This is a genomic window from Azonexus hydrophilus DSM 23864 (assembly GCF_000429605.1).
In the GTDB taxonomy this organism is placed as follows: domain Bacteria; phylum Pseudomonadota; class Gammaproteobacteria; order Burkholderiales; family Rhodocyclaceae; genus Azonexus; species Azonexus hydrophilus.
Window position 1 is genome coordinate 226,703 of record NZ_AUCE01000012.1, and the last position, 20,304, is coordinate 247,006.

Sequence of the window (20,304 nt, forward strand, 5' to 3'; positions counted from 1 at the left end):
CGTTCAGGTGGTGGCGCCGAGGCCGGCCCACCGCAGGCGCAGGCGCAGGCCGATCTCGCTTGTGTAGCCGACCGAGACGAAGCGGATCTGGCCGTCCGGCGCCAGTACGACGAAGCCAGGCGTGCCGGGCAGGCGGTAGCTTTTCATGATCGCCCCGGCGGGGTCGGGCAGGGCCGGGAAGCGGTAGCCGTTGGCCGCCATGAAACGCGCGACTGCCGCAGCGTCGCCGCTCTGTGTGGCGACGGTGATCACCGGACGATCAGCGGCGATGTTTTCGACGCTGCCGGCGGTGGTCTTGCAGATCGGGCACCATTCGGCCCAGAAATAGATCAGCAGCGGCTGGCCGGGATGCGCAGCACGCCAGGCGGCGAGGTCGAAAGCCTGGCCATCGGTGTGCACGCCGGCGAACTGCGGTGCCGGGCCGCGCGCCGTGTCGCGCAACTGCCAGGCCTGGAAGGCGAGGAAGGCGGCGACGAAGAGGGCGATTTCCAGCGCCCAGCGGCGCCAGCGCGGTTTTTTCCCGGCGTTTTCCGGCATCAGCGGTGGGCGTTGATCGCGTCGCGCGTTTCGCGCGCGGCAAGACGCGCGGCGCTGGCGTAATCCTCACCTTTACCGGCGTAGAGGATGGCGCGCGAGGAATTGATCATCAGGCCGGTACCCGCCGCAGTGCGGCCGGCCTTGACGGTGGCCTCGATGTCGCCGCCCTGGGCACCGATGCCGGGCACCAGCAGCGGCATCTCGCCGACGATTGCGCGCACGCGGGCGATTTCGGCGGGGAAGGTGGCGCCTACCACCAGGCCGATCTGGCCGGTCGTGTTCCATTGTTCGGCGGCCAGGCGGGCGACGCGTTCGTACAGCTTTTCGCCGCCGACATCGAGGAACTGCAGGTCGGAACCGCCGGCGTTCGAGGTCCGGCAGAGCAGGATCACGCCCTTGTCCGGGAAGGCCAGGTAGGGCTCGACCGAATCGCGGCCCATGTAGGGATTGACCGTGACGGCATCGGCCTTGAAACGCTCGAAGGCCTCGACTGCGTACTGCTCGGCGGTCGAACCGATGTCGCCGCGCTTGGCGTCGAGGATCACCGGGATGCCGGGATGCCGCTCGTGGATGTGGGCGATCAGCGCTTCCAGCTGGTCTTCGGCGCGGCGGGCGGCGAAGTAGGCGATCTGCGGCTTGAACGAACAGACGAGGTCGGCCGTGGCGTCGACGATGGTCTTGCAGAATTCGAAGATGGCGTCATCGCGACCCTTCAGGTGTGCCGGGAACTTGGCCGGATCGGGATCGAGGCCGACGCAGAGCTGCGAGTCGTTCTTTTGCCAGGCGGCGGCGAGTTGTTCGGTAAAGGTCATGTTTCGTCCTTTGGCAGATAGCGGGAAAACTTGTCTGGCAGCAGGCAGGTCTGCAGGCTGCGCTGGGTGAACAGGAAGCGGCCGTCGCAGACGAAGCCGAGTTGCTGCCAGTCGACTTCGTGGTTGAGCATCATCGTGCACTCGATCAGGTCGCGGCGACGCATCCGGCGGTTTTTCGGGAACAGTGCCAGCACCGAGCCGTCGAAATTCGGGCAGTCGTGCAGGAAGAACGGCGTCGGCTTGCGTGTGCGGCCGTTGACGTAGATGCGCGGATCGTCGTTGATCGGGAAATGGCGGCCCCAGTGCCACCAGTTGCTATCGTCGAACTTGCGCACGCGGCGGGCGAGCAGGCGTTGCTTGTGCGGCAGCAGGGCGGGGTGTTCGATGCCGTAGATCATGCGCCGCGTCTCGCCGGTGTCGGCGGTCTTCGAGCAGACGAAATCGAGGTTTCCCTCGGCGTGCCGGAATACCGGGTCGGCACCGGAAACGCCGCCGACGCGCACGTCGAACAGGTCGGACAGGCGCACGCCGTGGTTTTCGCGCAGGAACATCAACTGGCCGTCCACTTCGGTGAAGGTCCGGCCGTCGTCCATGCGCCGGTCGAAACGGCCCTTCTCGAAGCGGAAAATGCAGCAGTTCGGCGTCGCCCCGGCGAAGACGCGGACATCGCCGGTCTCGAAGAAATGCGTGATGCTGCCCTGGGCGAACAGCCAGGCGTTGAGCTTTCGGGCCGAGGTCAGCTTGATGAATTCGCGCGGCACGATGAAGACCAGTTCGCCGCCCGGCTCGAGGTGGCGGATGCACTTCTCGATGAAGAACAGGAACAGGTTGCTGCGCTTGTCGAACAGCGGCGATTTCAGTTTCTTGCGGGTACGTGCGGCGATGTCCTGGTAGCGGACATAGGGCGGATTGCCGACGATGGTGGCGAAGCGCTCGCTTTCCGGCAGCGCGAAGAAATCCATGACGCGGGCACCGGCCGGGGCCACGCGGCGGTCGATCTCGACCCCGGTGAGCTCGGCGCCGCGCGCCTGCAGCGCATGGTAGAACGCACCGTCGCCGGCCGACGGTTCGAGCACTCGCCCACGGTTGCGGCACAGGCCGAGCATGAACTCCACCACGCTGGGCGGGGTGAAGACCTGGCCGAGGCGTTCGACGTCGAGCGGCATCAGGCGATGGGCTTTCCCTGACGGAGGCGTTCGTGTCGTGCGCGGGTTTCTGTGGTCTGGCCGAGCCAGGTAAATTCCCGTGCGGCCTCGACCCATTCCAGGCGCTGCAGGGGCGTCAGCCGGGCGAAGGCGGCGAGTTGCTCATCGCTGACGAAGTAACGGTAACCGCCTTGGGGGGAGTCCTGCCGTTCAGCCACGCGTACGCTCCAAGTGCTCGATGTCACTTTCGTCCTGCGCTCGCCCTGTTCCCTTTTTTAGCGCGATCATGTCGTCGATGCTGGCCAGGGTCACTGGCGTGCCGTCCAGATCGCGAACGACCGCACGTTGCATCGCCAGGCCAATATCGATGCAAGGAGCGATCAGGACGTCGACCATGGTTGGAATGCGGGCCAGGGGGTTTTGCAGGCCGAAGGCGATCATCCGCTTGTGTTCGTGCCAGAGTCTGCGTTGCTCAGGTTTTTTCAGGTCGTTGAGCGGTACGGGGGCGCTGGGCGTGAGATTGAGTTCGCCGGCACAGGCGATGAAACGATCCAGGTTGTCTTCGTCCATTGCCAGCACGAGATCGACATCCATCGTCATCCGCGGGACGCCGTGCAGGTTCATTGCCAAACCACCAACCAGCAGATAACGAACCTGGTGTTTCTCCAGCGCACGGAAAAGGTCAAGGTAGATCATTGTTTTGAGCTTTCGGCGCCGGCCTGTTCGCGCGCCTTCTTTTCCCAGTAGCGCTCGTTCTTGCTCTCGTCGACGAAGCGGTAACGGCCGGCGAGTTCGCAGCCCTTCATGCCGGGGTTGCACGGCAGATTGTTGATCTTCGTGCAGCGGTCAGCGACCTCGTGCGGACAACCCCAGCTTCCCGCCATCTCAGCTACCCTTGCCCCACGAGTCCTTGAGCGTCACGGCGCGGTTGAAGACCGGCGCGCCCGGTTGCGAGTCGATGCGGTCGGCGACGAAGTAGCCGTGGCGTTCGAACTGGAAGCGCTGTTCGGGCTGGACGTTCTTGAGCGAGGGTTCGAGCATGGCGGTGATGATCTTGCGCGAATCCGGATTGAGATCGTCGAGGAAGTTGCGTTCGAGGTCGGGGGCGTCGCCTTCGCGTCGGCTGCCCGGTGCGGGCACCGAGAACAGGCGGTCGTAGAGGCGGATTTCGGCCGGGCAGGCATGTGCCGCCGAAATCCAGTGCAGGTTGCCCTTGACCTTGATGCTGTCGGCACCGGGGGTGCCCGACTTGGTTTCCGGCAGGTAGGTGCAATGCACGGCGATCACCTTGCCGTTCTCGTCCTTGTCGCAGCCGGTGCATTCGACGATGTAGCCGTACTTGAGACGCGCCTTGTTGCCCGGGAAAAGGCGGCGGAAGCCCTTTTCCGGGACTTCCTGGAAGTCCTCGCCCTCGATCCACAATTCGCGGCCGAAAGGCATGGTGCGCTGGCCGAGTTCCGGCTTGAGCGGATGGTTGGGCGCGTGGCAGTCCTCGAACTGGCCCTCGGGATAGTTGTCGATGATCAGCTTGAGCGGATCGAGTACGGCAACGCGGCGTTCGTCGGCCTCGTTCATGACTTCGCGCATGGCGTCCTCGAAGACGACGTAGTCGATCAGCGAGTCGTGCTTGGAGACGCCGATGCGTTCGGCGAAGAGGCGGAAGCCCTCGGGCGAATAGCCGCGGCGGCGGGCGCCGACCAGCGTTGGCATACGCGGGTCGTCCCAGCCGTCGACGTGTTTTTCCTCGACCAGCTGGATCAGTTTGCGCTTGGACAGGACGACATAGGTCAGATTCAGGCGCGAAAATTCGATCTGTTGCGGCAGCGGCCGTTGCAGCAGGCCGCCTTCGGCCAGCCGTTCGAGCAGCCAGTCGTAGAACGGGCGCTGGTCCTCGAACTCGAGCGTGCAGATCGAGTGGGTGATGCACTCGAGCGCATCCTCGATCGGGTGGGCGAAGGTGTACATCGGATACACGCACCACTTGTCACCGGTGTTGTGGTGGGTGGCGTGGCGGATGCGGTAGATGGCCGGGTCGCGCAGGTTGATGTTGGCCGAGGCCATGTCGATCCTGGCGCGCAGGATGTGGGTGCCGTCGGCAAACTCGCCGGCCTGCATGCGCTTGAACAGGTCCATGCTCTCGGCGACTGAACGGTTGCGGAACGGTGAATCCTTGCCGGCCTGGGTCAGCGTGCCGCGGTTGGCGCGCATTTCCTCGGCCGACTGGCTGTCGACATAGGCGTGGCCGGCGGAGATCAGGTATTCGGCGAACTGGACCATCCAGTCGAAGTAGTTCGACGCGTAGTAGAGGTTGTCCTCGGCGTCGTCGGCCCACGAGCAGCCCAGCCATTTGACGGCGTCGAGGATGGAATCGACGTATTCCTGCTCTTCCTTCTCCGGGTTGGTGTCGTCGAAGCGCATGTGGCAGCGGCCGCCGAATTCGCGGGCGAGGCCGAAGTTGAGCAGGATCGACTTGGCGTGGCCGAAATGCAGGTAGCCGTTCGGTTCGGGCGGGAAACGGGTGCGGATCTTCGCCGCGTCGAGCGGTGCCGCTGCATGGTCAGCGGCGAGACCGGGGCCGCCGGCCCAACGGCGCTGGGCGTGCTTGCCGGCAGCGAGGTCGGCCTCGACGATGTTCTTGATGAAATTGGCGGCGGCGACTGGCGCAGAGGTTTCTTTTGACATGAGGTGCTGTTCGGGGGCGATGTGTTGAGCCACAAAGCCCCGATTTTACCAGCCGCCGGCCCCGGATCAGGCGTGTACGATGCCGAAAATCATGAAGTAGATCATCGCTGCCATCAGTGCCGATGCCGGCACGGTGATGATCCAGGCGGCGGCGATCTTGAATGCTGCAGAGCGCTTGACCAGTTCGTGGCGATAGACCTTGCGCATCTGCTTGCGCTCGTACTTCGACAGGTCAGCCTGGGCCGTGCGGGCCTTCAGCTGGTCGAGCATTTCCTGCTTGTCCTTGATGCTGGCCTTGGCGAAACGGTTGAGGAAGGTTTCGACGACTTCCTTGTCGGTGCCGAGGTGATGTTCCTTGATCTCGTCGATCATCTGCGAGTAATTGCTCTTGATGAATTCGCGCAGGAAACCGACCCCGAAGACGCCGCCCAGCGCGATATGCGTCGAGCTGACCGGCAGGCCGAGCTGCGACGCGATGATGACCGTCAGGGCGGCGGCCATGGCGATGCAGAAAGCGCGCATCTGGTCGAGTTCGGTGATCTCGCTGCCGACGGTACGGATCAGCTTGGGGCCGTACAGTGCCAGACCGACGGCCAGGCCGATGGCACCGACCAGCATGATCCACAGCGGAATGCCGGCCTTGCCATGAACCTCTCCGTGGGCGACGGTGTCGGCAATCGCAGCCAGCGGGCCGATGGCGTTGGCAACGTCGTTGGCGCCGTGGGCGAAGCTGAGCAAGGCGGCAGCGAAAATCAGGGGCATGGTGAACAACGAGTTGATACTGGCCTTGCAATTGCTCAGGCTGGCGGCCCGACCCTTGACCGAGATGCCCATCAGGAACCAGGTCAGCAGCCCGATGCCGGCGCCGATGGCGCAGGCGGTCCAGAAGTCGACTTTCCAGATCTTGTTCAGGCCCTTGAGGATCAGGTAGGTGCTGAAGGCAAATGCCATCAGGCCGATGAGGACAGGCACGGTTTTCTTTGCCGCTTCGACCATGTCCGGTTTGTAGGTGATCGAACGCTTGATCCAGAACAGGAAGGCTGCCGCGACGGCACCGCCGAGCACCGGCGAAATGACCCAGCTGGCAGCAATGCTGCCCATCGTGCCCCAGTTGGCGGCTTCCATGCCGCCAGCGGCAACACCGGCGCCGAGGACGGCGCCGACAATGGAATGGGTGGTCGACACCGGGGCGCCGACGGCCGTGGCGAAGTTCAGCCACAGTGCACCGGCCAGCAGGGCGGCGGTCATCATCCAGATGAAGCGGTTGCTGTCGGAGATTGCGGCCGGATTGATGATTCCACCACGGATGGTCGATACCACGTCACCACCGGCGATCAGTGCGCCCATGACTTCGAAGATGGCGGCAATGATGATGGCGCCGGTCATCGTGATGGCACGCGAGCCGACCGCCGGACCGACGTTGTTGGCGACGTCGTTGGCGCCGATGTTCATTGCCATGTAGCCGCCGATCATCGCGGCCACCACCAGCATGATGCCCTGGGTGCCGGTGACGCCGACGCCGAGGGCGGTGTAGATCATGATGCAGACGACGAAGAGCAGGCCGATGCCAAGACGGGAAAACTCACGCCGGCCACGCTTGGTGGCTTTCTCGATATCGTTGAAGTCCTTCAGTTCCATGCATTTCTCCCTGGCCCTTGCTGCGGGCGCGACCAAGCGTTCAATGGCATCGTTTTCTGGGCGCGACGATGCTCGGTGTTGCAAAAAGGCGCTATTGTGACAGCTTTGTTTCGTTTTTGTTATTACGGCGCCGGCTGTCGCCCGGCCTTCCGTCGCGCTAGAATGCATCCATGAATGCAATCGGATTTGCCGCCGTGGGTGCGGGTGCCGCGCTGGGTGCCTGGGTGCGCTGGGGTCTTGGCCTGGCGCTCAATCCGCTATTCCTGTCCCTGCCACTGGGAACGCTGGCGGCCAACGTGGCCGGCGGTTACCTGGTTGGTATCGCCGTCGGTGTCTTTCATCTCAATTCCGGTTTGCCGCTGGCCCTGAAGCTGTTCATCATCACCGGCTTCCTCGGGGGCATGACGACCTTCTCGACCTTTTCTGCCGAAGTGGTCGAGCGGCTGCTGTCGAATCAGCCGATGCTGGCCCTGGGCCTGGCCTCGATCCACCTGGCCGGCTCGCTGACTGCGACCTGGCTGGGGCTGATGACGGTTGGGGCGACGCGGATCTGGTCGTAAGCCGCGTTCCTCAGCGAAGTTTCGGTTCCTGCCGGCGTTGTGGGTAGGGCGGCGCGGTTTCGATGCGTGAGTCAGTGATCGGCGTGCCGACAGTGAAGTGATAAACGCTTTGCCAGCGCGTGCCGGCGAGGCCGCAGGCTTCGTGAACCGGGTCGTCGAAGAAGCAGCCAATGCCGGTGCCGCGTACACCGGCTGCTTCGGCTTCGAGGTAAAGGCTCTGACCGACCAGACCGGCTTCGCGTAGCAATTCACGGTAGCCGTAACCGTCACGGGTCGCCTCGTCGAATTCACCCAGCATGCCGAGCGAGAACGCGCTGTTCGAGGCGATGTCCTGGTGGCAGGAGAGGCTGCGGGCGAGGCGCTGCAAGGCTTGCAGGCCATATTCGGCGAGCTGGATCAGGCCGAGCTGCGGCGGGGCGTGCTCGACCCGGCGCAGTTCGGGAAAATGGGGGCGCATGGCTGCAGGCAGCTCGCTGGCGGCAGCGGGGGTGCGCGGCAGCAGGTAGAGACCGGGCGACAAATCGTCGACGCGCAGCACAAACAGCAGCAGGTGGATGCGTGGACAGGCTTCCTGCGCGGTGAACGGTGCTTGCGGGCGCGGTAGCAGGGCGTCGAGCATCCGGTAGAAACTGGCGCTGGGCAGACTGCTGTTCGGGTTGAAGCGCTGGCCGCTGCGTCTTTGCCGGATCAGTTGCGCCGTGCTCGCAGATGTCGGGTGTGGGGCGAGTGGCGGTAGCGGCGAAAAGTGCGGTTTTTCTGCGCTCGACCGCAAGAAACGGCTGAAAGCGGCCGCCTGGTCGATGACTGGCCAGCGGTAGCCAGGTGATGGGTCAATCCGGCTTGGACTCCCTTGCCAGATGACGCCGGTCAGATGGCGACGCAAGTGCGCGACCGGTGGTACGGTGTTCAGGCCGGGCCCGTGGAGGGTCAGCAGGATTTCCGCCTCCTCGGTCTCGGTGAAGCTGTAGCGCGAAGGGGGGAAATCGTCGGGGCGATCCAGGCCGAGCAAGTGCCCGAGGTCGTCGCCGGTGATTGCCCGTGGACGCGCCTCCCAGCCGAGCAGCGCCGCGGCGTAGGCGAGGGCGCCGACGGCATGACCGACATCGAGTTGGCAATAGCGGAAAGCGCGCTCACCGTATTTCCACGCCTCGCGCCACATGGCGCTGCTCAGTGCGACCGCCAGCCAGGGGCCTTCGCCGCTCGGCGCGGTCAAGGCCCGGCCTTCCAGCGCATGCTGCTCGGGGTCGTAGTGATGCACGCCGTCTGCCACGCCGGGCAGTCCGCCGGTCAGTACCCAGGCTTCGACCGGATGCAGGTTGCCCGACGAGGGATTGCAGCGCAGTGCCCAGCGGTTCGGCCCCCAGCTTTTCCAGGCGGAAATGGCCAGAGACAGTTCGAGAAGTGCCCCCAGGCTGACGAGGTCGGCAGCAACCGGGTTTTTCGGTTTTTCCGGCAACTGGCCGTAAGGGCGATCAAAACGTTCGGCTGTCAGCGGCAGTTCAAGCCGTGGCGCCCCGGGGTAATGGCGGAAGGGCGCCGGCTGGGCATCCCAGTCCAGCTGGCCAGGACCTTCAGCGTAAGCATCGTAACGATGTTTGGTCCGCGCGTGATAGGCACGCAAGGGGTTTTGTGGGGTATCCGACACGACGCAGCTTCTTTCCTTGTTAGATTGCCCTTGGCGAAGGCGCGGGCCCGTTTGCCATCGCGTGCCGGCCTAGCGGGTGACCTTTTCCATCTGGTGCGGGTAGAGGCCGACCTGGGTTGTCACGCTGCCATCGCTGCAACTCCACCAGACGACGACCCAAGCGGCGCCATCGGCGTCGATCCGCTCGACCTCGCAGCTTGATCCGATCATGTTCATGAACAGATCAAGCTCGTCCTCATCGAGATCCGGGTCGGGGGTGATGGAGAGAATGCGGACACAGTCGCCGTTGGCGACGGTGAGGCCCTTGCAATCGAGGGTGGTGGCGGGCATGGCTGGCTCCAGTGGGGTGGGCGGTGTGTCGCAAATTCGACGCCGGCAGGGACATTTACCGGTGCGTGCAATCGGCGTGCCAGCCGGGGAAGCCGTTCCGCCAGCGTCAGCGTCGGTACCGCCTGCAGGATCACCCGGACATTGTTTTCCGCCTTGTTGTGGAAGCACTTGGTAACGAAGGGAAAACCATAACCTTGCGGGCCTCAGACTTTGAAGCGTGCCGTTTCAGCGCTCAGGTTGCGGGCAGTATCAAGTAACGATTGGGCAGCTTGTGCTGTTGTGCGCATGCTCTCTCCCGTGTCTTCGACTTGGTTGGCGATGCGTTCGACCTGCTGAGCCAGCGAAGTGCTCGCTTCGCTTTGTTCTCGGGTGGAGGCTGCAACATCGCGGACCAGGCTTTGGGCGGCACGTGAGCCTTCGGCAATACGATGCAGTAGTTCAGTCGTCTCGCCAGCGGTCGTGCGTGCCTGTTCCGCTTCTGGCAAGGCGGTATCCATCACCCGGGCTGCATTCAGCGTTTCTCTCTGGATCCGGTCTACGACACCGGAAATTTCCAGCGTTGCTTTTTCGGTGCGCTCGGCAAGTACCCGTACTTCGTCGGCAACGACGGCAAAGCCGCGTCCCTGTTCGCCTGCTCGGGCAGCTTCAATGGCAGCGTTCAGGGCGAGCAGATTGGTTTGTCCAGCAATATCCTTGATCACCGAGGCGATACGCGCGACCTCCTGTGCATTGGCTGAGAGTGTGCGTACCTTTTCGGCGGCTTCGCCGACGGTCCCGGCCATGGTCGCGATATTGGCGGCGACTGTTTCGACGCTGCGTTCGCCCTGATCGGCGAGCTCGGCAGCGCTGCTGGCGTGTTCTTCTGTTTCGCCAGCGTTGCTGGAAACGTGAGTGATCGAAACGGTGAGTTCTTCCATGGCAGCTGCCATTGTCTGCGTTGCGTCGGTCTGGGCCGAAGCGGCGTCGGCAACGCGGGCGGATGTGTCGGAAATTTCCTGGGCAGCTGCTGCGACCTGGGAGGCATTCTGGGAAATATTGGCCATCATCCGGCGTAAAGCCTCGACCAATTGGTTGAGTTCGCCAAGCAGGCTGCCTGGGATTGTTCGGTCAATCGTGACGGTCAGGTCGCCGGCGGCAACTTTGCTCATCGTTGCCACTGCCAGCGCCGGCTCGCCGCCGATCTGAGCAAGCAGCGAGCGAGCAACCCACCAGGTGATGCCGCCGACGAGCAACAGAATCAGGCCAATGACGATGCCGGCGTTGCGCAACTGTTGGTAAAACAATGCATCAAGGTCGTCAATGTACAAGCCGGTACCCACGACCCAGTCCCATGGGGCGAAATGCTCCACTCGCTGCAATTTTGGAACCAGTGCTTCGCTTCCGGGCTTGGCAGTTTGTGTTTCCGTGAACCCGGTCTTGTCGAGTGCGGTTTTGACCAGATCCCGGACCGTGTAGTTGCCCTGCTTGTCCTGGCGATCCCAGTGGCTTTTGCCAACGTACTCGGGACGGATCGGGTGCATCACGCCCATCCCCTTGCTGTCGTAGACGTAGAAATATTCTGGCCCGAGGTAGCGCATGCCACGCAGCGCATCGGTAGCGTGCTTTTGCGCCTGTTCGCGGCTGAGCTCCCCCTTGGTCTCCTGTTCGTGGAATGCCTTGATCGTGCTTGTCGCGATGTCGACGGCAGCGTTCAGCGTGGCTTTGCGGTCCTCGAGCAATTGTGCGCGTAGGTGCAGGATTTGGAAGGTGCCGAGCAGGATCAGGCCAAGCAGGGCGACCAAGACGGACAGGGTCAAGCGCCCCTTCATGCTGGAAAAGCTGAATATACTCACGGTTATGTCTCCAAATGGTTGCCAATTTCGGTAGTTTTGCATTTTTTGAAGGCAAGAATATGACATAGTGGCAGCGTTGTCGAGACGCGTGTTACTTAAATGCCAATGTGTCTGGCTACAGGCTTGACTCGTTTCGGCAAGTCACCACCGCCAGACGAATATAATCCGTCCCCATGTCTGCTCACACCCGCAAGCCCGCCTCGCGCGACGACGTCTCCCTGACCACCCTGAGCGCCGATGCACGCCGCCTGCGGGCCTTGCAGCGCGAACTGCCACGCTCGGCCGGCGACAAGCGGCAAAAACTGCAGGCCGACCTGGAAAAACTGCTCGCCGCCTCGCAGGCCGCCGTCGCCGAACGGCGCGGCAAGCTGCCGAAGCCCGAATTCCAGCCTGATCTGCCAGTCAACGAACGGCGCGACGAGATTGCTCGCTTGATCGCCAAGCATCAGGTAGTCATCGTCTGTGGCGAAACCGGCTCGGGCAAGACGACGCAGTTGCCGAAGATCTGCCTCGACCTTGGCATCGGCGCCCGCGGCCTGATCGGTCACACGCAGCCGCGCCGGCTGGCTGCCCGTTCGGTGGCGACGCGCCTGGCGCAGGAACTGAAGACCCAGGTTGGCGCTGGCGTCGGCGTGAAAATCCGCTTCCACGATAAATCGACGCCGGAGAGCTGGGTCAAGCTGATGACCGACGGCATCCTGCTCGCCGAATCACAAAGCGACCCGTACCTGAACGCCTACGAGGCGATCATCATCGACGAGGCGCACGAGCGCAGCCTGAACATCGACTTCCTGCTCGGCTACCTGAAGCAGTTGCTGCCGCGCCGGCCGGACCTGAAGCTGATCATCACCTCGGCGACCATTGATGCCGAGCGCTTCTCGCAGCATTTCAACGGCGCGCCGGTGATCGAGGTATCCGGCCGCCTGTACCCGGTCGAGGTGCGTCATCGTCCGGTCGAGGACATCGACAAGAAGGACGACGAGCGCGATCTCTACGATGCCATTGTCGATGCCGCCGACGAACTGGCCCGCCTGGGTTCCGGCGACATCCTCGTCTTCCTGCCTGGTGAGCGCGAAATCCGCGAGGCGGCAGAGGCCTTGCGCAAGCATGCCCTGGCTCGTCCGGGCTTGAGCACCGCGCACGCGCCGGAAATCCTGCCGCTGTTCTCGCGACTTTCCGCTTCCGAGCAGGACCGCATCTTCAAGCCCTCGGGTGGCCAGCGGCGCATCGTGCTGGCCACCAACGTCGCCGAAACCTCGCTGACCGTGCCGGGCATCCGCTACGTCATCGACACCGGCCTGGCGCGGGTCAAGCGCTATTCCTACCGCAACAAGGTCGAGCAGTTGCAGGTCGAGAAGATTTCGCAGGCGGCGGCCCGCCAGCGCGCCGGCCGCTGCGGCCGCGTCGCCGCCGGCGTGTGCATCCGTTTGTATGACGAGGCCGATTTCAACGCCCGGCCGCCGTTCACCGACCCGGAAATCCTGCGTTCCTCGTTGGCCGGCGTCATCCTGCGCATGAAGTCGCTGCGCCTGACCGATGTCGAGAGCTTCCCCTTCATCGAGCCGCCGCCGGCCAAGGCGATCAGCGATGGTTACGCGCTGTTGCAGGAACTCGGCGCGCTCGACGACGATAACAAGCTGACCAAGGTCGGCGAAGCGTTGGCGAAACTGCCGCTCGATCCGCGCATCGGCCGCATGCTGGTCGCCGCGCGCGATCTCGGTTGTCTGAGCGAAGTGCTGGTCATCGCCGCCGGGCTGTCCACGCAGGATCCGCGCGAGCGGCCGCAGGAGCGGCAGCAGGCGGCGGACGAAAAGCACAAGCTGTTCGCCGACGAGAAGTCGGAGTTCCTGAGTTGGGTCAAACTCTGGCAGTGGTTCCAGAACGCCGTCGAGCACAAGAAATCGAACAAGTCGCTGGTCGATACCTGCCACGCGCATTTCCTCTCCTACCTGCGCCTGCGCGAATGGCGCGAGGTGCACGGCCAGTTGCACGCGATGGTCGCCGAACTCGGCTGGAAGGAAAACGACATCCCCGGCACTTACGACGCCATCCACATGGCGCTGCTCTCCGGCCTGCTCGGCAACATCGGCTGCAAGTCGGACGAATCCGGTTACTACCTTGGCGCGCGCGGCATCCGTTTCCTGATTCATCCCTCGTCGCCGCTGCAGAAGAAGGCCGGCAAGTGGATCATGGCCGCTGAGATCACCGAGACGACCCGCTTGTTCGGGCGTTGCGTGGCGCGCATCGAGGATGCCTGGATCGAGAAAGTGGGCGCTCACTTGATCAAGCGCCAGTACTTCGACCCGCACTGGGAAAAGAAGGCCATGCAGGTGGCCGGCTGGGAACGGACGACGCTCTACGGGATCGTCATCAACCCGAAGCGGCGCATCCATTACGGCCCGCTGGCGCCGGCCGAGGCGCGCGACATCTTCATTCGCCAGGGGCTGGTTGCCGAGGAGATTGACGAGTCCTTCGCGAAAAGATGGCCCTTCTTCCAGCACAACCAGAAGCAGATTCGCGAGATCGAGAAGATCGAGCACAAGCAGCGCCGCCAGGACGTGCTGGTCGACGACGAACTGATCTTCGCCTTCTACGATCATCTCATTCCGGAAGACATCCACAACGGCGCCACCTTCGACCACTGGCGCAAGACCGCCGAGCAGGAAAACGCCAAGCTGCTCTTCCTGGCCAAGGACGACCTGATGCGCCACTCGGCGGCCGGCGTCACCACCGAGGCCTTCCCCCACAAGCTCAAGGCCGGCGGTATGGAGTACGCGCTCACTTATCACTTCGAGCCGGGCTCGCCGAGGGACGGCGTGACGCTGACGCTGCCGCTGGCGCAACTCAACCAGATTCCGGCGGCGCGCATGGAATGGCTGGTGCCGGGGCTGATCAAGGAAAAGCTGGTGCAGTTGATCAAGACGCTGCCGCAGAAAATCCGCGCCAAGCTGGTGCCGGTGCCGGAATTCGTCGAGGAATTCCTCGCCGCTGTCGAAGGCAACGACCGCAAGCTCAACCAGGGCATCATCAACCCGCTGATCGAATTCATTCTCGAAGCGCGCGGGCTCAACGCGCGCGGCTGGGCGGTGACGCCCGACGCCTTCCGCCCCGACGCGCTGCTGCCGCACTTCTCGATGAACTACAAGCTGATCGACGAACACGGCCGGCAGCTCGACATGAACCGCAGCCTGGTCGCGTTGCGCGGCGAATGGGGCAAGGAAGCCAAGGAGGAATTCGCCGACCTGCACGAAACGCCGTCCGAATACACCCAACTGACCGACTGGACCTTCGGCGAACTGCCGGAGCTGATGGAAGTGCCGGTCGGGAAACAGACGGTGATCGGCTACCCGGCGCTGATCGACGACGGCGAAACGGTCAGCCTGAAGGTCTTCGATTCCGCCGAGGAAGCCGCCGACGCACACCGCAAGGGCCTGTCGCGCCTGTTCATGCTGCAGTTCAAGGAGCAGGTGAAGTACTTCGACAAGAACGTCCCCGGCCTGACCCAGATGGCGATGCAGTTCATGGCGCTGGGCAGCAGCGACGACCTGAAGCGGCAGATCGTCGACCTGACCTTCGAGCGCGCCTGCCTGACCGAACCGCTGCCGACCACGCCGGAGGCCTTCAAGGCGCGTTGTGCCGAGGCCAAGGCGCGGCTTGGGCTGATCATGCAGGAAGTCTGCCGCCTGGTTGGCACCGTGCTGACCGAATGGCAGGCAGTGGTCAAGAAGTTGCCGGCGTTCAAGGCGCAGGCGGCGGTCGTCGCCGACATCGAAGCGCAACTGAAGCGGCTGATCGGCAAGACCTTCGTCGTCGATACGCCGTTCGAGCGTCTGCAGCATTACCCGCGCTATTTCAAGGCGATCGGTGTGCGGCTCGACAAGCTCAAGGCCAATCCGGCGCGTGACGCCCAGTTGATGGCCGAGTACGCGCCGTTGTGGACCAATTACGAACGCCGCGCGATCCAGCTGGCGAAGATGGGCGCGGTCGATCCGCAGGTCGAGCAGTTCCGCTGGCTGCTGGAAGAGTTGCGCGTCGGCCTCTACGCGCAGGAGTTGCGTACGCCGGTACCGGTGTCGGTGAAGCGACTGCAGAAACAGTGGGAAGGAATTGGGCGCTGAGTCGGCTGTGCTGAGTCAGGCCTGGACGCTGATGTTGCCGACGCTTGCAACGCTTGCCATCGTCAGCGTCGGGGTGATCCCGGCGGCGGCGCTGAGTCCGCTGTAGAGATTGCCGCCGCCGTCGAGGGCACTGTCCACCTGGCGCAGTGCGCTTTCTACCTGTCTGACTTCGTCCTGTTCCTGCTGGTGGGCTTCGCGCATCTTGGCCTTGACCAGTTCGAGCAGGGCTTTGAGTTGCTTGGCCGCTTCCTGAAGCTTGTCACGTAGCGACTTGGCGTTGCCGGTGTTTTTTTCCGCAGGCGCGGTCGCCGAATCGGCCTGCGCGCTGTCCGTGCCTGTCTTGCCATCGGTGGCGGCAGCTTCACCGCTGGCTGCGGCGGTGCTTGCCGTAGTCCCGGCCGAGGCAGCCGAACTGGCGGTACTGCCCTGCTGGACCTGGACCGACACGGCGCTAGCACTTCCGCCGCTGTCGCCGCCGGCTGCCTTGGCCATGCCGGCAAGCTCCTTGGCAATCGCCCCGATCTGGCGAAGTATGGCCTTGGCCTGCTCCGGCGACAGGCCGATCAGCATTGCCCGCAGCTGCTTGATGCGCTCCTTCAGTTGTTCGACCCGGGCTTCGGCACGCGCCTTTGCGGCTTCCTTCGGACTGGGCATGGCGCGCAGGCGCTGCAGGCCTTCCTGCATGTTCTGCGATTGCTTTTCCTGGCGCTTTTCCCAGACTTCGCGGGCACTGGGCGAGGCCTGAGCGCTTGTGTTGCTGGTACTGACTGGCGGCAGATTCATCGGGGGCTGGATTGCTCGAGGCGATTGCTGTTTTACGGCGATGCCGGCAAAAACTTTAAAATGCCGGTTGCGTCCGCTTTCCGGAAGGTGCTGTGATGGATATCGTGGTTCTGGCCCTGGGCCGCTCGCTGGCTGACCTGCGCGTCGGTCGGGTCTGGTTGTACTTGTTGCTGCCGGCGCTGGCCGCCTTGTTGCTGGCGGTGGTGCTCGGCTTCTCGGCGCTCGGCTGGCTGATCGCACAGTTGCTCGAACTGCCGCCGATGACGCTGCTGGTGGCCTGGGGGCTGGTCTGGCTGGCTCAGTTGCTGGCCTGGCTCGGTGGCTGGATGGCGCTATTTGCCTTGGCCTACCTGTGTGCAATGTTGATCGCCGCCGTCTTCATCATGCCCTTGCTGCTCAAGCATCTGGCCGAAGGCGAATATCGCGACCTGGCTGCGATGGGCCGCGACAGCTTTGTCGCGGCCACGGTCAACAGCCTGGGTGCAGCAATGCTGTTCATCATTGCCTGGCTGGTGACAATTCCGTTGTGGCTGATTCCCGGGATGTCGCTGCTTGTTCCGCTGCTGCTGATGGCCTGGCTCAATCGCCGTACCTTCGCTTACGACGCCCTGGCGATGCATGCGACCGACGCCGAGTGGGCCAGTCTGCGGGCGCAATACCGCTGGCCTTTGTTCATGCTCGGCCTGGTCATGGCGCTGCTCGCGCATGTGCCGATCATTGGCCTGCTGGTGCCCACGCTGGCCGCGCTATCATTCGTCCACTTCGGGCTGGAAGCCCTGCGTCGCCAACGTGGCGGCGCCATCGTCAGCATTCAGGGAGAACGTTCATGAGTCGTACTTTTGGCGCTGTCATCATCGGCGATGAAATTCTGTCCGGCAAACGCCAGGACAAGCATTTTGCGAAAATTGCCGAGATGCTCGGCGCACGCGGCCTGCAATTGTCTTGGGTCGAGTACCTCGGCGATTACCGGCAACGCCTTACCGAGACGTTCAAGCGCACGATGGCTGCCGGTGATGTCGTCTTCTCCTGTGGTGGCATCGGCAACACACCCGACGACCACACCCGGCAGGCGGTGGCGGCGGCGCTCGGCGTCGAGCTCGAACTGCATCCGCAAGGTTTCGAGGAGCTCAAGGTCCGTTTTGCCAACGAGGAAATCACCGACAAGCGCAAGCTGCTGGTGACCTTTCCGCGCGGCGTCAACATCGTGCCCAATCCCTTCAATCGCATCCCCGGCTTCATGGCCAACGACCATTACTTTGTTCCTGGTTTTCCGCAGATGGCGCATCCCATGATAGCCTGGGCGCTCGATACCTTCTACCGGGATGAATTCAAGCCGGTCGGCGACAAGGTCGAGAAGGCTTTTCTGTTGACTGGGCCGAACGCCTACGAGAGCGCGCTGCTCGACCTGATGGAGAGGATCGTCGCCGGCTATCCGGCGTTACGCCTGTTTTCCCTGCCTTCGTTGGTTGGTCAGGAGCGCAAGCATCTTGAACTGGGCGTCGAAGGGGCGCCGGCTCTGGTTGATCAGGCGATGGAGGAAATCCGCGTCGAGATCGAAAGACGCGGCATTGCCTGGGTCTGGCGTCCCTGAACCAACGCTTGGCCTGGACGTGAAAGAGCCCGCGATCTGAATCGCGGGCTCTTTTGCTTGCCGATGAAGGCTGTGACTTACTTGGCGGCAGACTTGCGGGCAGCAGCGGTGGCGCTGCTCTTGGCCGGTGCGGCCGCCTTGGTGGCAACCTGCATGTTGGCTTCGGCGATGTCCGAGAGTTGCTTGGCCATCGAGGTCATCTGGTCGAAGGCCTTGGTCGAGGCGCCGAGCATGGATTGCATGGTGGCGGCGAAGACGTCACCACCGACCGGGGCCGAGGCCTTGGCCTTTTCGACGGCGCTGGCAGCGTTCTTCTGGAAGCTGCTGTACTGGCTTTCCATGACCGTGGTCACTTCCTTCTGCATCTCGGACACCAGGTCATACACGCTGCGCGAGTATTCCATCAGCTTTTCGACGTTCGGCTGAGCCAGTTCGCTGTTCAGCTTGGCGACGGCGTTGGCGTCCTTGGCAGCCAGCAGTTGCTGGGTGTTGGCGACCGTGGCGTTGAAGAACTCGCGGGAGGCAGCCATGTTCAGCGCAGTCAGGCGCTCCAGGCCGTTGAAGGCAGTACGCATCAGCGCCGTCATGACTTCAGCGTTGGCTTTCTGGGCGGCAGTCAGTTGTTCGATATTCGGGTTGCTCATCATCATCTCCAGTGTGGTTTTTGGTGGTACGGATGAAACAAAGCCTCCGCCCGAAGGCGGAGGCCGGAATACAGCGAATTACTTCTTCTTGGACGCGGCAGCGGTGGCGCCGACGGCCTTGACGGTGGCGTTGGTCGCAGCGGCAACGTTGGCTTCGGCGATCTCGGCAACCTGCTTGGCGGCCTTGTTCATGTTGTCGAAAGCGGAGTTGGCAGCAGCGATGGCGCTCTTGACGGCGGCAACGGCAACGTCGGAACCGGCCGGAGCCGACTTGGCAGCCTGGTCGAGCAGACCGGCAACGGTCTTCTGGAAGTCGCCGAACTGGGCTTCGACCATCTTCGACAGTTCTTCCTGGGTCTGGGCAGAGATTTCGTAGACGCTACGCGAGTAGGCAACGGCCTTCTCGACGTTCGGCTGGGCCAGCGAAGCCTGGATCGACAGGGCTTCCTGAACGTCCTTGGCACCCATCAGGGCCTTGGCGCCGGAGACGGAGTCTTCCATCAGCGAGCGGGCGGTGTTCAGGTTCAGGGCGGCGATGCGCTCGGCGGAAGCCAGCGCGGTATTGGCCAGCGACAGCAGGGAATCGACGGTGGCTTTGTTGGCGGCAGCAAATTGCTCGGGGGTCTTGAACATGGATATCTCCTGAAGGAAAGGTCGTACAGAAAAAGAATTCCGTCGCGGTGCCTTAGATTATCCGATGCTGCACCGCACCATGTCCCTGATTATAGATCAGCTTGTCGACTTGTCAACAATTATCTTGTGCACTGCAGCATTCTGCGAAATTGTTTTTAATCAACTAATTACATCATTCGGTTGGCGTCAGGGTGTCCGCGCCGCGTAGTTCAAGTGATTCGCCGCGGCTTGCCGGGCGGGCGGGCTCGCTGCCCTTGTTGCGCGGCTGGATGACGGCCCGGACGCGCGGCGTGATACTCTTTGGGTCGCGTGCTTCTGCCGCACTGGCGAGGAATTTTTCGCTGACCGCGTCGTACCAGATGTAGTCGCCACGAACTTCATCTTCACCGCTGCGGACTTTTGCCCGGTGAAAGAGTTCGGCGATCTCGGTATTGCTGTTGTACTCGATGCGCTCGGCCTCGCCTTCAACATAGTCGTCCCGGCCTTCCCGCTTCTGGCGGAAAGTGGCCTTGCTGCCGGGAGCGGCAAAGGCGGTGCCTTTCTGGAAACCTTGCTGGTCTTCGCTGATGATGATGCGTTCGGCCTTGAGAACCAGTGTGCCCTTGGTAATGATCACATCACCTTCGAGAATCTGCTGCTTCTTTGTGTCGTCGATGGAGATGCGGTTGGCTTCGAGCAGCATCGGCTTGTCGCGGTCGGCTTTTTCGGCAACGGCTGGCTGGCTGACTGCCAGGGCGAGGGCGAGCGTGGCTAGGCGCAGGATCATGGTTGGGCTCGGGGGGCAAGGTACTGGCCGCGAACTTGCGATTTCAGTTCGAAGGTCGACGCGTTGTTGTCGATATGGGCGCCGACACCGGATATCCAGAAGGCACCCTGGGTGATGTGTACTGCTTGCTCGGTATCGGCTAGCCCGGCTTCCGGATTGACATCAAGCCGGCTGGTCTCGGCGATGAGTGCTGGTTGGTCGGCGCTTCCTGCGCGAACAATGCGGACCGACTCGCTCAGCAGGATTTTCTCCCCTTGAGCAGTCACCTTGGCCTGGCCTGCGGTAACGATGACTGGGGGCATGTCCTTGCGGTACGCAATCAATTCAGGATTGCGGATTTCGGAGCTGTCATCGTGAGGGAAGTGTTGTAAATGGGGGGCGCTCAGGCGGTATTTCAGTTGCCCATTATCGTCGTGTCGACGTATCTGAAAGTTTTCTGCGTAGGCGTCCGGCGTCTTGTCGTCACTGCCTGAGCCAGCGGCTTCGATGGGGGCCTGGCTGGCCTGGAGCCAGAAACTCAAGCCGGCGATCAAGGCCAGCAAGGTGATCGGGAAGATTTGGCCTGACCAGTTCTTCATGGGGCGGCCC

General features: G+C 63.0%; 20 protein-coding genes. 4 read left to right on the forward strand and 16 right to left on the reverse strand.

The features are described 5' to 3' along the window. Positions 1-3: 3 nt before the first annotated feature. From G471_RS0105150 to G471_RS0105185, 8 genes are all read right to left on the reverse strand, one after another. A complete protein-coding gene (locus tag G471_RS0105150; protein ID WP_028994392.1) occupies positions 4-537 on the reverse strand; it encodes a protein disulfide oxidoreductase in 534 nt (177 codons plus the stop codon). Continuing rightward, positions 537-1,349 carry an orotidine-5'-phosphate decarboxylase gene (gene pyrF / locus G471_RS0105155; protein WP_028994393.1) on the reverse strand — a complete coding sequence of 271 codons (813 nt, stop codon included), beginning with the start codon at positions 1,347-1,349 and terminating at the stop codon, positions 537-539. Before pyrF ends, G471_RS0105150 begins: the two co-directional genes overlap by 1 nt. Then, positions 1,346-2,515, reverse strand: coding sequence for an Eco57I restriction-modification methylase domain-containing protein (locus tag G471_RS0105160; RefSeq protein ID WP_028994394.1), 1,170 nt, complete (start codon positions 2,513-2,515; stop codon positions 1,346-1,348). Before G471_RS0105160 ends, pyrF begins: the two co-directional genes overlap by 4 nt. Beyond that, positions 2,515-2,712 carry a hypothetical protein gene (locus tag G471_RS0105165; protein WP_028994395.1) on the reverse strand — a complete coding sequence of 66 codons (198 nt, stop codon included), beginning with the start codon at positions 2,710-2,712 and terminating at the stop codon, positions 2,515-2,517. The genes G471_RS0105160 and G471_RS0105165 overlap by 1 nt, the downstream gene beginning before the upstream one ends. Beyond that, positions 2,705-3,190: a nucleotidyl transferase AbiEii/AbiGii toxin family protein gene (locus tag G471_RS0105170; protein WP_028994396.1), complete on the reverse strand. Its 486-nt coding sequence runs from the start codon at positions 3,188-3,190 to the stop codon at positions 2,705-2,707. The genes G471_RS0105165 and G471_RS0105170 overlap by 8 nt, the downstream gene beginning before the upstream one ends. Next, complete coding sequence (locus tag G471_RS0105175; RefSeq protein ID WP_028994397.1) at positions 3,187-3,378, reverse strand: hypothetical protein; 192 nt, start codon at positions 3,376-3,378, stop codon at positions 3,187-3,189. Before G471_RS0105175 ends, G471_RS0105170 begins: the two co-directional genes overlap by 4 nt. Position 3,379: 1 nt before the next feature. Then, positions 3,380-5,176: a glutamine--tRNA ligase/YqeY domain fusion protein gene (locus tag G471_RS0105180; RefSeq protein ID WP_028994398.1), complete on the reverse strand. Its 1,797-nt coding sequence runs from the start codon at positions 5,174-5,176 to the stop codon at positions 3,380-3,382. Between the two features lie 66 nt (positions 5,177-5,242). Then, complete coding sequence (locus G471_RS0105185) at positions 5,243-6,814, reverse strand: inorganic phosphate transporter (protein WP_028994399.1); 1,572 nt, start codon at positions 6,812-6,814, stop codon at positions 5,243-5,245. A gap of 170 nt (positions 6,815-6,984) precedes the next feature. Here G471_RS0105185 and crcB point away from each other — a divergent pair, with 170 nt between their 5' ends. Continuing rightward, the gene (gene crcB, locus G471_RS0105190; RefSeq protein WP_028994400.1) at positions 6,985-7,374 is read left to right on the forward strand and encodes a fluoride efflux transporter CrcB; all 390 of its coding nucleotides are present in this window, start codon (positions 6,985-6,987) and stop codon (positions 7,372-7,374) included. A gap of 10 nt (positions 7,375-7,384) precedes the next feature. Here the strand turns inward: crcB and G471_RS0105195 are convergent, their stop codons facing one another. The 3 genes from G471_RS0105195 to G471_RS0105205 form a co-directional block, all read right to left on the reverse strand. After that, complete coding sequence (locus G471_RS0105195) at positions 7,385-9,019, reverse strand: nitroreductase family protein (protein WP_028994401.1); 1,635 nt, start codon at positions 9,017-9,019, stop codon at positions 7,385-7,387. 69 nt (positions 9,020-9,088) lie between these two features. Further along, positions 9,089-9,349, reverse strand: coding sequence for a hypothetical protein (locus G471_RS0105200; protein WP_028994402.1), 261 nt, complete (start codon positions 9,347-9,349; stop codon positions 9,089-9,091). A 203-nt stretch (positions 9,350-9,552) separates the two neighbouring features. Further along, a complete protein-coding gene (locus G471_RS0105205) occupies positions 9,553-11,145 on the reverse strand; it encodes a methyl-accepting chemotaxis protein (protein ID WP_169720481.1) in 1,593 nt (530 codons plus the stop codon). Between the two features lie 209 nt (positions 11,146-11,354). Here G471_RS0105205 and hrpA point away from each other — a divergent pair, with 209 nt between their 5' ends. Then, positions 11,355-15,299 (forward strand): ATP-dependent RNA helicase HrpA, encoded by a 3,945-nt coding sequence (hrpA, locus tag G471_RS0105210; RefSeq protein WP_081700110.1) that lies wholly within the window; start codon positions 11,355-11,357, stop codon positions 15,297-15,299. A 15-nt stretch (positions 15,300-15,314) separates the two neighbouring features. Here the strand turns inward: hrpA and G471_RS0105215 are convergent, their stop codons facing one another. Then, complete coding sequence (locus tag G471_RS0105215) at positions 15,315-16,082, reverse strand: hypothetical protein (protein ID WP_028994405.1); 768 nt, start codon at positions 16,080-16,082, stop codon at positions 15,315-15,317. 95 nt (positions 16,083-16,177) lie between these two features. Between G471_RS0105215 and G471_RS0105220 the strand changes: the two genes are divergently transcribed. Continuing rightward, positions 16,178-16,912, forward strand: a complete 735-nt coding sequence (locus G471_RS0105220) for an EI24 domain-containing protein (RefSeq protein WP_028994406.1) — start codon at positions 16,178-16,180, stop codon at positions 16,910-16,912. After that, complete coding sequence (locus G471_RS0105225) at positions 16,909-17,673, forward strand: competence/damage-inducible protein A (protein ID WP_028994407.1); 765 nt, start codon at positions 16,909-16,911, stop codon at positions 17,671-17,673. The genes G471_RS0105220 and G471_RS0105225 overlap by 4 nt, the downstream gene beginning before the upstream one ends. 77 nt (positions 17,674-17,750) lie before the next feature. On the opposite strand, the gene G471_RS0105230 is transcribed toward G471_RS0105225, so the two are convergent. The 4 genes from G471_RS0105230 to lptC all read right to left on the reverse strand — a co-directional run bounded on the left by G471_RS0105230 (position 17,751) and on the right by lptC (position 20,294). Further along, positions 17,751-18,317: a phasin family protein gene (locus tag G471_RS0105230; protein ID WP_028994408.1), complete on the reverse strand. Its 567-nt coding sequence runs from the start codon at positions 18,315-18,317 to the stop codon at positions 17,751-17,753. 78 nt (positions 18,318-18,395) lie between these two features. Then, positions 18,396-18,950: a phasin family protein gene (locus G471_RS0105235; protein ID WP_028994409.1), complete on the reverse strand. Its 555-nt coding sequence runs from the start codon at positions 18,948-18,950 to the stop codon at positions 18,396-18,398. Positions 18,951-19,122: 172 nt separating this feature from the next. Next, positions 19,123-19,716, reverse strand: a complete 594-nt coding sequence (gene lptA / locus G471_RS0105240) for a lipopolysaccharide transport periplasmic protein LptA (protein WP_028994410.1) — start codon at positions 19,714-19,716, stop codon at positions 19,123-19,125. Continuing rightward, the gene (gene lptC, locus G471_RS0105245; protein ID WP_028994411.1) at positions 19,713-20,294 is read right to left on the reverse strand and encodes an LPS export ABC transporter periplasmic protein LptC; all 582 of its coding nucleotides are present in this window, start codon (positions 20,292-20,294) and stop codon (positions 19,713-19,715) included. Before lptC ends, lptA begins: the two co-directional genes overlap by 4 nt. Between the last annotated feature and the right edge of the window lie 10 nt (positions 20,295-20,304).